We start from the raw sequence: 13788 nt of genomic DNA, 5'->3' as shown, positions 1-13788 counted from the left end.
CCGTATCGCCCTTACCCTTGCAGTACCCGCGCTTTCCATGGGCGCGGTTTCCGTCGGACGTCAAATAGCGGGCGTCCACGAAAGAAGGATCTGATCCACACATGCTGATCGCTCAGCGTCCCTCGTTGACCGAAGAGGTCGTCGACGAGTTCCGCTCCCGGTTCGTGATCGAGCCGCTGGAGCCGGGCTTCGGTTACACCCTCGGCAACTCCCTTCGCCGGACCCTCCTCTCCTCGATTCCGGGTGCGGCGGTCACGTCCATCCGTATCGACGGCGTGCTGCACGAGTTCACCACCGTGCCGGGCGTCAAGGAGGACGTCACCGACCTGATCCTCAACATCAAGCAGCTGGTCGTCTCCTCGGAGCACGACGAGCCGGTCGTGATGTACCTGCGCAAGCAGGGCCCGGGTCTGGTCACCGCCGCCGACATCGCGCCCCCGGCCGGTGTCGAGGTGCACAACCCCGACCTCGTCCTCGCCACGCTCAACGGCAAGGGCAAGCTGGAGATGGAGCTCACGGTCGAGCGTGGCCGTGGTTACGTCTCCGCCGTGCAGAACAAGCAGGTGGGCCAGGAGATCGGCCGTATCCCGGTCGACTCGATCTACTCGCCGGTTCTGAAGGTCACGTACAAGGTCGAGGCCACGCGTGTCGAGCAGCGCACCGACTTCGACAAGCTGATCGTCGACGTCGAGACCAAGCAGGCGATGCGTCCGCGTGACGCCATGGCCTCCGCCGGTAAGACGCTGGTCGAGCTGTTCGGTCTCGCTCGTGAGCTGAACATCGACGCCGAGGGCATCGACATGGGCCCGTCCCCCACGGACGCCGCCCTTGCCGCCGATCTGGCGCTGCCGATCGAGGAGCTGGAGCTCACCGTTCGGTCGTACAACTGCCTCAAGCGCGAGGGCATCCACTCCGTGGGTGAGCTCGTGGCGCGTTCCGAGGCCGACCTCCTCGACATCCGTAACTTCGGTGCGAAGTCGATCGACGAGGTCAAGGCGAAGCTGGCCGGCATGGGCCTGGCCCTCAAGGACAGCCCGCCCGGATTCGACCCGACGGCCGCGGCCGACGCCTTCGGCGCCGACGACGACGCGGACGCCGGTTTCGTGGAGACCGAGCAGTACTAAGCGCTCCGCGGGGAGGCCGTACTGCTTCTGCGGGCCGGTTTCGGCTGGTCGCGCAGTTCCCCGCGCCCCTTCCGGGAGCGCCCCTTCGGGGCCGCTCCCGGATCTCCGACAGGTAACCGCCTGCTCGGATACTGACCTCGGTACCTCATACGGCCGGGGCAGACACACAGGAGATTGACATGCCGAAGCCCACCAAGGGTGCCCGTCTGGGCGGCAGCGCCGCGCACGAGAAGCTGCTCCTCGCGAACCTCGCGAAGGCGCTCTTCGAGCACGGCCGTATCACCACCACCGAGGCCAAGGCCCGCCGTCTGCGGCCGTACGCCGAGCGTCTGGTGACCAAGGCGAAGAAGGGCGACCTTCACAACCGCCGTCAGGTGCTCCAGGTCATCACGGACAAGAGCGTCGTCCACACGCTCTTCACCGAGATCGGCCCGCGCTACGAGAACCGTCCGGGTGGCTACACCCGCATCACCAAGATCGGTAACCGCCGTGGCGACAACGCGCCCATGGCTGTCATCGAGCTGGTCGAGGCGCTGACGGTCGCGCAGGAGGCCACGGGCGAGGCCGAGGCCGCCACCAAGCGTGCCGCCAAGGACGCCGAGGTCGCCGAGAGCACGGTCGACACCACGAAGGCCGACGAGGCTGCCGAGGAGTCGAAGGACGCGTAAGCGTCTGCCGGGTGCTGTTCGGTCGCGGCTGCGGCTTTCGTCGTGGCGCGTCGCGCAGTTCCCCGCGCCCCTTCAGGGCGTTGGCGGGTCCGTTCCTTTCGAGGGGCGGGCCCGCTTTTGTGTTGCTGAGAGGATCTACGGGTGAGTGACGAAGTAGAGCCCGGGTATGTGCGGGTGCGCCTTGATCTGTCCTACGACGGGACCGAGTTCTCCGGGTGGGCCAAGCAGGCCGGTGGGCGGCGGACCGTGCAGGGGGAGATCGAGGACGCGCTGCGGACGGTCACGCGGTCGGGGAGTACGACGTACGAGCTGACCGTCGCCGGGCGGACCGACGCCGGAGTGCACGCTCGGGGGCAGGTCGCGCATGTGGATCTGCCCGAGACGGTGTGGCGTGAGCATCACGAGAAGTTGCTCAAGCGGCTCGCCGGGCGGCTGCCGAGGGATGTGCGGGTGTGGGCGCTGCGGGAGGCGCCCGCCGGGTTCAACGCCCGGTTCTCCGCGGTCTGGCGGCGGTACGCCTACCGCGTCACCGACAACCCCGGCGGCGTCGACCCGCTGCTGCGCAACCATGTCCTGTGGCACGACTGGCCGCTCGACGTCGACGCCATGAACGAGGCCGCGCGGCGGCTGCTCGGGGAGCACGACTTCGCCGCGTACTGCAAGAAGCGCGAGGGTGCCACCACCATCCGCACCCTGCAGCAACTGAGCCTGGTGCGCGGGGACGACGGGATCGTCACCGCGACCGTGCGTGCCGACGCCTTCTGCCACAACATGGTGCGCTCGCTCATCGGGGCGCTGCTGTTCGTGGGGGACGGGCACCGGCCCGCCGACTGGCCGGGCAAGGTGCTCGCCGCCGGTGTGCGGGACTCTGCCGTGCATGTCGTACGGCCGCACGGGCTGACGCTCGAAGAGGTCGGGTATCCCGCCGACGCGTTGCTGGCCGCGCGGAACAAGGAGGCGCGGAACAAGCGGACGTTGCCGGGCGGCTTCGGCTGCTGCTGAGCCTCAGTTCTGGGACCACGTCCCCAGCAGGTCGCCCAGGGCGTCCTCGGTCTCCTCGGCGTCGCGGCTGTCGTCGCGGGCGTCGGGGGCCAGTTCCACGTGCAGGAAGGCGGCGTGCCGGCGTTCGGCCGACCTGCCCTGGACGTTGGTGGTGCCCTCCAGCGGGCAGCGCGCGGACCAGCCCCGGCAGACCCGCAGCCCCTCCGCCTCCAGGCGATCGGCCAGTGCCGATGCCTCGCCGGACGTGCTCTGGGCCGAGCCGCCGGAGACGACGGCCTCGTAGGGGCGCTCGGAGGACTCGGCGAAGCCGTGCAGTTGGAGCCCGGGCACGCCGCGCTTCTGCAGCTCCACGACGATCGTGTGGAAGGCGCTGTCCTCGCGGTGGGCGACGTCCGCGGCGTCCGAGCGGCCCGCCCGGCGGTGGGCGCCGGCGACGACCAGCGAGCCCGAGGACGTGTTCTCCAGCAGCCGGACCCCGAGTTCCTCGGTGTCACGGTCGGACACGGGGTGCGGGACCTGGATGTTCCAGCGCACGTCGGAGTCGGCGGTCAGGTACAGGCGGCCCCAGCGGGCGGCCTCGCTGTTCGGCCGCAGCGCGGCGATCTCGTCGTAGCGGCGGCCGGAGTCGGTGTCGGTGAGGCGGGTGACGCCCAGGCCGAGGGGGGCGAGGACGCGCTCGGCCCCGGCCGCGTCGCCGTCCAGCAGGTGGCCCACGCCGCGTGCCAGCGCCTCGCGCCGGCTGTCGCCGGGCGGGGTGTACGGGCCGTCGGGTGCGAAGCCGGCCGTGTAGTCGAGGATCCGGCTGCGCAGGTCGACGAGTTCGCGGGCCTGCGGAACCGAATGTTCCGACTCTTCGGGTGATGTCGTGTCACAACCGGCCAACGCGAGGATCAAAACCGTCGGGGCAAGAATGCGAGCGAAACGTGACGTTCTCGTGATGGTAGAGACCGATTGGGGTCTGAGTGGCGTGTGAGTATGTCGCGGTGACATTCCGTAAGTCTCTCCGTATAGGTCGCTCCGTGGCGGTTCTGGGGGCTTTGGCCGGCCTCGTCGCCGCCTGTACCTCCGAGCCGTCCGGGGCTCAGGTGAAGCCTGGTGGGCGCTCGTTCACCGTCGCCGCCGCGGGTGACGTGCTGATCCACCCCGAGCTGGTCGAACAGGCCGCCAAGGATGCCAAGAAGACCGGTGAGGGACAGGCCGGGCTGGACTTCGGGCCGCTGATGGCCGGCGTGAAGCCGATCATCAGCAAGGCCGATCTGGCCATCTGCCACATGGAGACGCCGGTCGGAACGCCCAAGGGCCCGTTCGAGGGCTACCCGGAGTTCCTCGTTCCGCCGCAGATCCTCACGACCCTCAAGGACGTGGGGTACGACACCTGCTCGACGGCCTCCAATCACACCTACGACCACGGTCTCAAGGCCGTGAAGCGCACCCTGGACGCGATGGACAAGGTGGGCCTCGGGCACACCGGGTCCTTCCGCACGCCCGACGAAGCAGAGCAGATCAACATTCGGGACGTCAACGGCGTCAAGGTCGCCCATCTGTCCTATTCCTGGGAGTCCTTCCTCAATCCCACGCCGGAGAAGGAGCGTTGGGCCTTCAACCGGATCGGCTTCGACGCCGTCAAGAAGGCCGAGACCCGGGCCCGCCAGAAGGGCGCCGAGGTGGTGATCCTCTCGGTCCACTGGGGCCTGGAGCACTACAACGAGCCGAGCGTCCCCCAGCTGCAGCTTGCGGACCGCCTCACCAAGGACACCGGGATCAACCTGGTGATCGGCCACCACTCCCATGTCGTGCAGCCCATCCAGAAGCTCAACGGCACCTGGGTCGCCTACAGCCTCGGCAACCAGGTCGCCCGGCACTCCTCGCCGACCGGCCTCACCGAGGAGGGGGCGATCGGCTGGTTCGAGTTCAAGGAGACGGCCGACGGCTGGGACGTCGGCGCCCGTTACCGGACCACGCTGGTCGACATCCCGCCGGAGGTCGAGGAGGGCGAGAAGGCCCCGAAGGACGCCGTCGCGGACCACCGCGTGGTGGACGTGCAGGCGGCGCTCGACCACCCCGGCGAGGTGTCCGAGGACCGGCTGGCCCGGTACCGGCTGGCCGCCGACCGTACCCGCGGCTTCCTCTACAACCGCGGCGCGCCGGGCGGCGAAGGCCTTGAGCAGCTCGATCTCGGGACGTGACGAGCGACACAGGAAGCTGTTGCCCGCCGGGACCCAACCCCGGCGCGTGTCGGCAGTCTTCTAAAGGGACGGCGTCTCATGCCCGCGTCAGCGGTGGCTCCTGCGAGCGCCTGAGTAGTGAAGAGGCGAAGGAAGACCACCGGTGACTCCAACCCAAGGCGCACGGCGTCCCGCACGGGGCGGGCGCAGACGCCTGCGCAGACGCGCGGACATGCCGCTGCTGGGCGGCATCCGCCCGCCGATCGCGCTGCTGTGCCTGCTGATCCTCGCCCTGGCCGGACTGACGGCCAAGGTGCTGGGCCCGGCCGGCGACCCGGTCGTGCCCAAGGCCGTGCTGGGCTCCCAGCAGCACTTCGCCGAGGACGGCGCCATCGCACTACGCGCGTCGATCGACGAGCGCGTCACCGACCTGAACCGCACCGCCGCCGCACTGAACGCGGGGAAGCCCGCCGACCCGGAGCGGGTGCTGTCGGACCTGAGCACCACGTACCAGAAGTGGACCGGCACCACGGTGCTGGACCTGGAGAGCGGAAAGGTGCTCGCCGCAAGAGGCGAAACGATTCCGCTCGCCTGGCTGGACAAGGACGTCCTGACCGGAGAGCACGCCCTGACCCCCCGCATGGTCCGCCTGGAGACCGGCGACGTACGGCTGATGACGATGGCCCTCCTCGACTACGAGGACCGTCCGCAGCAGCTGCTGATCGCCTCCAACAGCCTCTCCGTGCCCGCCATCAACCTGGGCGCGTTCCGCTCCATGGCGGTCGTGGCCCGCGGCGGCGAGGTCCTCGCCACCGCCGGTTTCGAGCAGGCCGAGGCGCTCAACTCGGACGCCGAGCGCGACGAGCTGTCCTTCCTCCAGAAGCAGATGACCCGGCTGTCCGAGCGCAGCGCCAAGGAGACCGAGCAGAACCCCGTCAGCGCACGGGAGCCCGGTTCCCGCGGCTACCCGGGCGTCAGCGGAACCCTGCTCGGCGACTCCTACAACGGCCGTGTCGCCACCGCCGGATACGCCTCCCTCGCCTCCGCCGACCCGGAGCAGCGCGAGAGCGTCGGCGCGGGCCTCGGCCTGACGGTCGTGGCCATGCTGCCCGTGGTGCAGGAACAGGCCGTCGGGCAGGAGCGGGAGCTGTACGGACTGGTGGCGGCCGGCGTCCTGGTGGTGTTCGGACTCCTCGCGGCGGCCCTGCTGTGGATGGCCGTGCAGCGGCCCCTGCTGAGCCTCTTCCTGGAGTCGCGCCGGCTGGCCCGCGGCGATCTGACCCGCCCCGTCGAGATGCCCCGCTGGGGCGAGGCCGCCCGCGTCGGTGCCGCGCTGGAGCGGCTGCGGGCGCAGCTGTCCGGCGATGCGGAGGCGGGCCGGGAGGCCGGCGAGCGCAAGGGCCGCCGGGCGCGGTTCGGTCTGCGGGTGCCGTTGGCGCTCACCGCCGTCCTGCTGTTGCTGTGGTGCGTGCCGGTGGGGCTGCTCCTCAACCGCACGGACGCCTCGGTGACCGTGCCGAGCACCATGGTCAACGATCAGCGCGACCGCACCGACCTCGTCGCCGACCGGGTCCGCCGCGCCCTCAACGAGGCCCAGGCCGACCTCGTCTCCACCACCCGGCTGATCGACGCGGACGACCCCGACGCCACCACCGGTGTGCTGGACGACGCCCTGCGCAAGCACACGCGCTACGGCTCCCTGTACGTCGTCGACAAGGGCGGCGACGTCGTCGCCCGCGCCGGCGACGAGCCCCACGCGGACTGGAGCGGGGACCGCGGGTCCGGCGAGAAGGACGCGCCGCTCATCCGGGTCGCGGGCGAGGGCGGCAAGAAGCCGGTGATCCAGGCCGCGGCCGCCGTACCGGACGCCAAGGGCCTGACCCTGGTCGGCGAGATCCGGGTGGAGTTCCTGAACTCGCTGCTGGCCAGGCCCGGGCTCGGCGAGGTCCGCGTGGTCGACGCCGAGGCGCGGACCATCGCCGGCAGCGACGGCTTCCTGGCCTTCGAGAGCCTGCCGCGCGATTCGCTCACCGACCTCGTGCGGGCCGGCGGCGTCAAGGTCGGCGCGGGACCCGTGGAGAACGGCCTGCTCATCCGCGAGGGGCGCTCGGTCACGGTCGCCGCGGCGGCGCCCTTCTCCGGCGGCGGTGTGGCCGCCGACGTCGGCTGGACCGTGATCAGCTGGCAGAACGCCAAGCACTTCGAGATCGCCCCGTACGAGCGCGAGGACCGCAGCGTGCTCGCCGGGATGCTCGGGCTCGCGCTGATCGTGGTCTGCCTCGGCTGGATCCACCTGGTCGTCGTCCGGCCGCTGCGCGCCCTCGCCGGCAGCGCCGAGAAGCTCGCCGACGGTGACCTCAAGACCGTGCTGTACCCCCGCTACCACGACGAGGTGGGGGCCGTCGTCCGCAGCCTCGAACTGGTCCGCCAGCAGTTGCAGGCCCGCAGGCAGAACCAGGCACGCCGGAGTGCCGAGCCACGGCTCGGCGCCGGAGGAAGGTGACCGGCCCGTGCTCTACCTCTACTTCGTCCTGCTGATCGGCTCGGTGTTCCTGCTGATCGCGGGCATCGTCGAGCAGCGCAGGCACTACGCCGCGCTGCACACGATCCCCTCCCGGGTGCTGGTCAACGGCATCCGCGGCAAGTCCTCCATCACCCGGCTGTGCGCGGGTGCCCTGCGCGGCGGTGGCCTGGTCACCGTCGCCAAGACGACGGGCACCGCGGCGCGCTTCATCCACCCGGACGCCACGGAGGAGCCGGTCTACCGCAAGTTCGGCATCGCCAACGTGGTGGAGCAGATCGGCATCGTCCGCCGGGCCGCGACCTACCGCCCCGACGCCCTCGTCATCGAGTGCATGGCGGTCATGCCGGCCCTGCAGGAGGTCAACCAGAGCAAGTTGATCCGCTCGACGATCGGCGTGCTGTGCAACGTCCGCGAGGACCATCTCGCCGAGATGGGACCGACCCTGGACGACGTGGCGCGCTCGCTGTGCCGCTCGATGCCGGAGGACGGCATCTGCGTCACCGCCGAGAAGGAGCGCTTCCCCATCCTCCAGGAGGAGGCGGACGCCCGTAACTGCCAGTTGATCTACGCCGATCCGGAGACGGTCACCGACGAGGAGCTGCGCGGCTTCAGCTGGTTCACCTTCAAGGAGAACGTGGCGATCGCGCTGGTCGTCGCGGACCTGCTCGGCATCGAGCGCAAGGTCGCCCTGCAGGGCATGTACGACGCCCCGCCGGACCCCGGCGTGCTCTCCGTCGAGCGGTACGTCACCCCCGAGGACAAGCGGCTCGCCTTCGCCAACGTCTTCGCGGCCAACGACCCCGAGTCGACGCTGATGAACATCAACCAGCTGCTCGACCTCGGCGCGATCCGCCGCCCCCTGAACGTCGTGATCAACTGCCGCCCGGACCGGGTGGAGCGCAACGGGCAGATGGGCGAGATCATCCCCGACCTGCAGCCCGACAACGTCTTCGTCATCGGGCACCCCGCCAAGAGCGCCATCGACGCCATCCCCGCCGACTGGCGTGACCGCGCGGTCGACCTCGGCGGCGAGCGCCGCTCGGCGGACGAGTTCATGCCGACACTGCTGGGCCGGATGTCCGACGGCTCCTCCCTGGTCGCCATCGGCAACATCCACGGGCAGGGCGAGGAGCTCCTGGAGTACCTGGCCGAACTGCCGGCCGACGAGAGCGCCGCCGACGACGGCCCGGACCGGCCCGCGGCCGCCGCGCCGGCCCAGCAGCAGCGCCTGGACCCGTACGCCTCGTACCCCACGGCGTACGAGGAGCGGTACCAGGCGTCGCAGACCCAGGAGATCCCGGTGGTCCGCATCCCGCAGCCGGCGGCGCCGTACGGCGACACGGCCGGGGCGTACACCGGCGCTCCCGTGCAGGGGGCGGACCAGTACGGCGGGGCCCGGACCCAGGCACCTCAGCCGCAGGTTCAGGGCTGGTTCCAGGCACCGGCCCGGCGCATGCCCGGCCGGCCACAGCTGCCGCAGGGGCCCGGCGGCCCGGCGTACGACCCCGAGCAGTCGTACGGCACGGGGCAGGCGCCGCAGCCGTACAGCGACGAGCACCACGACCGGCGAGGCCGTCCGCCGGCCGGCGACGGCGGTGGACACCCCCCGCGTGCCTGACCCCGCGGGGCGGCCGACCCGCGTCGGCCGCCCGCCCCGCCCCCGAACCCGCATCCCCTCGTCCGGAGAACCCCGTTGACCACCGCCGCCCTGACACCCGAGATGGCCGCCCTGGGCATCGCCATAGGCCTGTTCTTCTCGCTGCTGTGCTATCTGACGACCAACCTGTCGCCCGGCGGCATGATCACCCCCGGCTGGCTCGCGCTCACCCTCATCGAGGACCTCCAGCGCGCGGCCATGGTCGTGGGCGTCACGGCCCTGACCTACGGCGGCACCAAGATCATGCAGCGGCTGGTGATCCTCTACGGCAAGCGGCTGTTCGCCGCGGTGGTGCTGCTGGGGGTGCTGCTCCAGGCCACGGTGATGATCGTGCTCTCGCTCGAGTTCCCGCTGCTGTACGGCAACCAGACGCTCGGCTTCATCGTGCCGGGCCTGATCGCCTACCAGATGGTGCGCCAGCCCAAGGGGGCCACGCTGCTGGCCACCGGCACCGTCTCCCTCATGGCCTACATCGTCGTCGCCGCAGGCCTGCTGCTCGGCGTCATGCCGACCGTCTGAGAACCGAGGAGCAAACGATGGCAGGGAAGAAGAAGTCGCGGCCCGTCGTCACCGGCCTGGTGCTGCTGGCGCTGGTCGGTACCTCCGGCTACCTGACGCTGGAACTGCGCAAGCAGGACGAGCAGGGAGTCACCGAGGTGCGCAACGTGGGCGTCCTGGAGGGCGGCCGCAGCACCACCGCCACCGAGAGCGGCAAGGAGACCTGGTCCCGGCTGGAGAACCCGGCGCGGTCCGTGCTGCGCGGCTCCGACGGCCAGATCAAGGCAGTCTTCACGGACGGCGCGCGCACCGCGACGCTGACCGGGCCGGCCCGCACCTTCCAGGAGCCGACCTCGACCGCGTCCAAGGTCAGCACGACGGACTGGGTACGGCTGATGCCGGAGCCCTGGGCCAAGGGCGCGGAGCAGAAGAAGTGGTTCAAGGACTGGTACGCCGAGTTCAAGGACAGCAAGAAGGACGACATCTTCGCCTTCGCCTTCCAGTACGTGGCGGGCGCACCGGTCAAGAAGGACGAGCAGGGCACCGTCTACGCCGGTGACGCGAACTTCGGTCCGCTGAACACGACCGGGGCCGAGGGCGGCGACCTGCGTCTGGAGCAGTCCGACTTCTACGACTACCTCGGCGTGCAGTACCCGTTCCGGGACGGCACCGTCGGACAGCCGGAGGGCATGCGGGCCCGGTCCATCGACTGCTCGGGCTTCATCCGCATGGTGCTGGGCTACCGGGCCCGCTACCCGCTGATGTCCTCGGACACCTCGGGCGACGGCCTGCCGCGTACCGCCAACGGCATGGCCCGCTCCAAGGAGGGCGTCGACATCCTGCCGCTGGCCGGCATCTCGGCGCAGGACCGGCCCTCCGCGATCGACCAGCTCCAGCCGGGCGACCTCGTCTTCTTCAAGCTCGACACCCGCACCGGCTCGCGCCTGGACCACGTCGGCATGGTCCTCGGTCACGACACCGAGGGGCACCTGATCTTCGTGTCGAGCCGCGAGGAGGTCAACGGGCCCACCATCGGCGACGTCGGCGGTGTGTCCCGGCTCGACGGCAACGGCTACTACGCGAAGACGCTGCGCAGCGCGAAGCGGTTGTAGGGGACGCCGGGCCCGGCGTGACCGGGCCCGGGAGCGGCGGCCGCCCTACTCGTTGGCCGCCGCCGACGCCTGTGCCTGGCCCCGCCGGAGGATCTGGTGGAACGTGAACTCCTCCAGCTCGTCACTGACCTGGAAGGCCGCGGTGTCCTTGTCCGTCATGTCCTTGCCGCTGGTGAAGCCCGTGATGGTGAAGTAGGCGTAGCGGCCGTAGGAGTTGGACGTCGACAGGCAGACGGACGACGTGCAGAAGTCCTTGATGCCCTTGCCGGACAGCGACCGGATGATGTCCTTCTTGGTGTTCACCTGGCCCTTGACCTTGGTGGCCTGGGCCGCGGTGTCGAAGACCGCCACGCCGACCGTCACCGCGATGCCGTCCTTCACGTACGAGACGCGCATGAAGCGGGTGCAGTCGCTCGTGGTGAGGATCTTCGGCAGCCCGCCCTTGGTGACCGCCGAGCAGCTCTTGGTGTCGTCCGTCGCGCCCTTCTTGTACACCTTGCCGCCGACGGTCAGCTGGGTGCCGGGGAAGAGGATCTGGGCGCCGAGCGGGGCGGTGTCCTTGCTCTTGCTGGAGATGAAGTCCTTCGGATCCAGCGGCGGCGGAGCGCTCGTCGGCGCGAACGACGGCGCGGCGCCCGACTGGCTGGGCAGGTCCGCGGTCGCGGGCAGCGAGGAAGACGGTTTGTTCGACGCGGAGTTGCTGCCGTTCGCGGACACCACGGCCACCGCCACGGCGGCACCGATGGCGACGGTGGCGACTGCGCCGCCGCCGACCAGCAGCAGCCGACGCCGCTTGTTGCGGGTCTCCGAGGCCTCGGCGAGCGCGGCCCAGTCCGGAGTCTGATCGGCGCCGTCGTTCCACGGCTGCTGGGAATGCGGTTTCCAGGGATCCCACTGGGACGGGGGTCCCCCCTGCTGCCCGTAGCTCATGGGGCGCATCTTAGACGGCCCCGGGGTGTGCCGGTCCGCCCCAAGAGGCGCACGGGCCCCTAGCGTTCAGTCGATGAGCGAGCACAAAAACGACATCTCCGGGTGGTTGGTACGACGTGCCTCGTGGCATCTGTGGGTCGCACTCGGGGCCGTACTGGGCGCCCATGTGGCGCGTACGGCCCGGCTGACCTCGAACGGAGGGATGGACAACGCGATCGTCGTGAAGGCGGCGCGGGTGTGGCTGGCCGGCGGATCGCCGTATGACGACCCCCACTTCCTCTATCTGCCGAGCGCGGTCGTCGCGGCGGCTCCGTGGACGGTGGTGCCGCGGAGCGCGCTGAGCGTGCTGGTGCCGCTGCTGGTGACCGGCTGTCTGGTGGGCGGCTGGGTCTGCGCGCTGCGGCTGCACGGGGTCCCGCTCCGCAGCCGTTTCGCCGCCCTCGGTCTGATCGGTCTGGCGGTCGGGTTCGCGCCGTTCGCCCATCTCGTGCTGCTGGGCAACTGGACGGCGACCGCGGCCCTCGCGCTGCCGCTCGCGGTGCTGCTGGTCGGGCGCGGGCGCTGGGTGGCCGCGGGGCTGGTGCTCGGTGCGGCGGTCGCGCTGAAGCCGCTGCTGGCGCCGGTGGGTCTGCTGTTCGTGTTCGCGCGGCGGTGGCGGGGCCTGACGTGGATGGCCGGGGTGCCGGCGGCCGCCTCCGCGGGCGCGGCGCTGCTGCTCCCGGACCCGGCCGGCTTCTTCACCCGCACCCTGCCGTTCCTGCTGCGGGGGGACGACGGCTTCGTACGGCTCTATGAGGCGTCGCCGCTCGCGGTGCTGCCCCGGCTCGGGGTGCCGGGTGCGGGGGCCGCGCTGCTCGCGTTCGCGATGGCCGCGGTGGGCGTGGGGTGCGCGTACCGGCGCTGGCGGGCCGGGGACGCGGGACCGCTGCGGCCCGCGGAGACGGCGGCGCTGCTGATGCTCTCGGCGTTCCTGGTGTCCAGGCCGTCGTACGACCACTATCTGCTGGTCGTCGTGCCGCTGCTGGTGGCCGGGGCGCCGAAGCGGGGAGCGGTGATCCGGAATCCCTGGTTCTGGCTGGCGCTGGTGCCGCAGCTGCGGGGGATGACCTGGCCGTATCTGGAGGCGGGGGAGCGGCGGGCCTTCCGGGACGCGGTGACGTTGTGTGTCCTCGCGATGACGCTGGCCGCGCACTGCCGGCGGACCGCGGGACGTCTCGCGTCCCCGCCCTCGCTGCCCGTCCCCTCCTCCAGGGGCGCGGCCCCCTCGGTCCCGCCGGTGAATCCTGCGGGCGAGCACCGTCCCGTCCACCCGGCCGGAAGGGACTCCGGGGTGCCGGGGGAATGACGTCGGTCACTCGACGGGGCCGGGCGGGGCCTTGTGGCCGGGTTGTCCGGGAGGCGTGGTTACGCTGGGGAGAGACAGCAGGGGGCGTCCCAGGGCAACCCGTTTTGACCCGGCCGTGGCGCCACAGGTATCCTGCGTGTTCGTTGTGTATTGGCCTGCTCATTCTCACGGGAGTGGCCTCTACCTAGGTTCCCTGGAGCAGTTACCAGTGGGCGGCATACGGGCAGCGTCCCCGGCATTGTCGTCCCCAGCTGCACGATCGCTTCAGTGATGCCATGTGTCAGCACCCATCCACTGAAGAAGAAGGCTGCGAAGTGCGTACGTACAGCCCCAAGCCCGGCGATGTGACTCGCCAGTGGCACGTCATTGACGCTCAGGACGTCGTCCTGGGCCGTCTCGCCACCACCGCCGCGTCCCTTCTCCGCGGCAAGCACAAGCCGATCTACGCGCCCCACGTCGACACCGGTGACTTCGTCATCATCATCAACGCCGACAAGGTGCACCTCTCCGGCAACAAGCGGACCCAGAAGATGGCGTACCGCCACTCCGGCTACCCGGGTGGTCTGCGCTCCGTCCGCTACGACGAGCTGCTCGACAAGAACCCCGAGAAGGCCGTCGAGAAGGCCGTCAAGGGCATGCTCCCCAAGAACTCCCTGGGCCGTCAGATGCTCTCGAAGCTGAAGGTCTACAAGGGTGACCAGCACCCGCACGGCGCGCAGCAGCCGCAGCCGTACGAGATCACCCAGGTCGCGCAGTAAGTCCG

Annotated in this window: 12 protein-coding genes; 10 read left to right on the top strand and 2 right to left on the bottom strand. The window is 70.6% G+C overall.

All coding sequences use genetic code 11. The features are described from left to right. The first annotated feature begins 101 nt into the window (after positions 1 to 101). The 3 genes from ACGFW6_RS21645 to truA all read left to right on the top strand — a co-directional run bounded on the left by ACGFW6_RS21645 (position 102) and on the right by truA (position 2794). Complete coding sequence (locus tag ACGFW6_RS21645; RefSeq protein WP_003966937.1) at positions 102 to 1124, top strand: DNA-directed RNA polymerase subunit alpha; 1023 nt, start codon at positions 102 to 104, stop codon at positions 1122 to 1124. 179 nt (positions 1125 to 1303) lie between these two features. Further along, the gene (rplQ, locus tag ACGFW6_RS21640) at positions 1304 to 1792 is read left to right on the top strand and encodes a 50S ribosomal protein L17 (protein WP_393512134.1); all 489 of its coding nucleotides are present in this window, start codon (positions 1304 to 1306) and stop codon (positions 1790 to 1792) included. A gap of 141 nt (positions 1793 to 1933) precedes the next feature. Next, the gene (gene truA, locus ACGFW6_RS21635; protein WP_393512131.1) at positions 1934 to 2794 is read left to right on the top strand and encodes a tRNA pseudouridine(38-40) synthase TruA; all 861 of its coding nucleotides are present in this window, start codon (positions 1934 to 1936) and stop codon (positions 2792 to 2794) included. A gap of 3 nt (positions 2795 to 2797) precedes the next feature. Here truA and ACGFW6_RS21630 read toward each other — a convergent pair whose 3' ends face one another. Then, the gene (locus tag ACGFW6_RS21630; RefSeq protein ID WP_393512128.1) at positions 2798 to 3784 is read right to left on the bottom strand and encodes a hypothetical protein; all 987 of its coding nucleotides are present in this window, start codon (positions 3782 to 3784) and stop codon (positions 2798 to 2800) included. Positions 3785 to 3801: 17 nt separating this feature from the next. Between ACGFW6_RS21630 and ACGFW6_RS21625 the strand changes: the two genes are divergently transcribed. The 5 genes from ACGFW6_RS21625 to ACGFW6_RS21605 all read left to right on the top strand — a co-directional run bounded on the left by ACGFW6_RS21625 (position 3802) and on the right by ACGFW6_RS21605 (position 10750). Further along, positions 3802 to 4980, top strand: a complete 1179-nt coding sequence (locus tag ACGFW6_RS21625; RefSeq protein WP_393512786.1) for a CapA family protein — start codon at positions 3802 to 3804, stop codon at positions 4978 to 4980. Positions 4981 to 5191: 211 nt separating this feature from the next. Continuing rightward, on the top strand, positions 5192 to 7462 hold the full coding sequence (locus ACGFW6_RS21620) for a HAMP domain-containing protein (protein ID WP_393512783.1): 2271 nt from the start codon (positions 5192 to 5194) through the stop codon (positions 7460 to 7462). 7 nt (positions 7463 to 7469) lie between these two features. Beyond that, positions 7470 to 9101: a poly-gamma-glutamate synthase PgsB gene (gene pgsB, locus ACGFW6_RS21615; RefSeq protein ID WP_393512125.1), complete on the top strand. Its 1632-nt coding sequence runs from the start codon at positions 7470 to 7472 to the stop codon at positions 9099 to 9101. A gap of 75 nt (positions 9102 to 9176) precedes the next feature. After that, positions 9177 to 9659 carry a poly-gamma-glutamate biosynthesis protein PgsC/CapC gene (locus ACGFW6_RS21610; RefSeq protein WP_030950648.1) on the top strand — a complete coding sequence of 161 codons (483 nt, stop codon included), beginning with the start codon at positions 9177 to 9179 and terminating at the stop codon, positions 9657 to 9659. A gap of 17 nt (positions 9660 to 9676) precedes the next feature. Beyond that, positions 9677 to 10750 (top strand): C40 family peptidase, encoded by a 1074-nt coding sequence (locus ACGFW6_RS21605; protein WP_393512122.1) that lies wholly within the window; start codon positions 9677 to 9679, stop codon positions 10748 to 10750. Positions 10751 to 10795: 45 nt separating this feature from the next. Here ACGFW6_RS21605 and ACGFW6_RS21600 read toward each other — a convergent pair whose 3' ends face one another. Next, a complete protein-coding gene (locus ACGFW6_RS21600) occupies positions 10796 to 11680 on the bottom strand; it encodes a hypothetical protein (protein ID WP_393512119.1) in 885 nt (294 codons plus the stop codon). 73 nt (positions 11681 to 11753) lie between these two features. Between ACGFW6_RS21600 and ACGFW6_RS21595 the strand changes: the two genes are divergently transcribed. Together ACGFW6_RS21595 and rplM are read left to right on the top strand one after the other, a co-directional pair. Then, on the top strand, positions 11754 to 13025 hold the full coding sequence (locus tag ACGFW6_RS21595; RefSeq protein ID WP_393512116.1) for a glycosyltransferase family 87 protein: 1272 nt from the start codon (positions 11754 to 11756) through the stop codon (positions 13023 to 13025). Between the two features lie 314 nt (positions 13026 to 13339). Beyond that, positions 13340 to 13783: a 50S ribosomal protein L13 gene (gene rplM, locus ACGFW6_RS21590; protein WP_393512113.1), complete on the top strand. Its 444-nt coding sequence runs from the start codon at positions 13340 to 13342 to the stop codon at positions 13781 to 13783. Positions 13784 to 13788: the final 5 nt, after the last annotated feature.

The organism is Streptomyces sp. Y7, assembly GCF_043195415.1.
GTDB lineage: Bacteria > Actinomycetota > Actinomycetes > Streptomycetales > Streptomycetaceae > Streptomyces.
The sequence above is the reverse complement of the archived record's forward strand: the minus strand, read 5'-3'. Positions and strand labels throughout refer to the sequence as shown.

Coding starts and splice junctions, on each gene's coding strand:
- ACGFW6_RS21620 (WP_393512783.1), top strand. CDS start 5,192: ATGCCGCTGCTGGGCGGCATCCGCCCGCCGATCGCGCTGCTGTGCCTG.
- ACGFW6_RS21645 (WP_003966937.1), top strand. CDS start 102: ATGCTGATCGCTCAGCGTCCCTCGTTGACCGAAGAGGTCGTCGACGAG.
- rplQ (WP_393512134.1), top strand. CDS start 1,304: ATGCCGAAGCCCACCAAGGGTGCCCGTCTGGGCGGCAGCGCCGCGCAC.
- ACGFW6_RS21605 (WP_393512122.1), top strand. CDS start 9,677: ATGGCAGGGAAGAAGAAGTCGCGGCCCGTCGTCACCGGCCTGGTGCTG.
- ACGFW6_RS21630 (WP_393512128.1), bottom strand. CDS start 3,784: ATGTCACCGCGACATACTCACACGCCACTCAGACCCCAATCGGTCTCT.
- ACGFW6_RS21595 (WP_393512116.1), top strand. CDS start 11,754: ATGAGCGAGCACAAAAACGACATCTCCGGGTGGTTGGTACGACGTGCC.
- ACGFW6_RS21600 (WP_393512119.1), bottom strand. CDS start 11,680: ATGAGCTACGGGCAGCAGGGGGGACCCCCGTCCCAGTGGGATCCCTGG.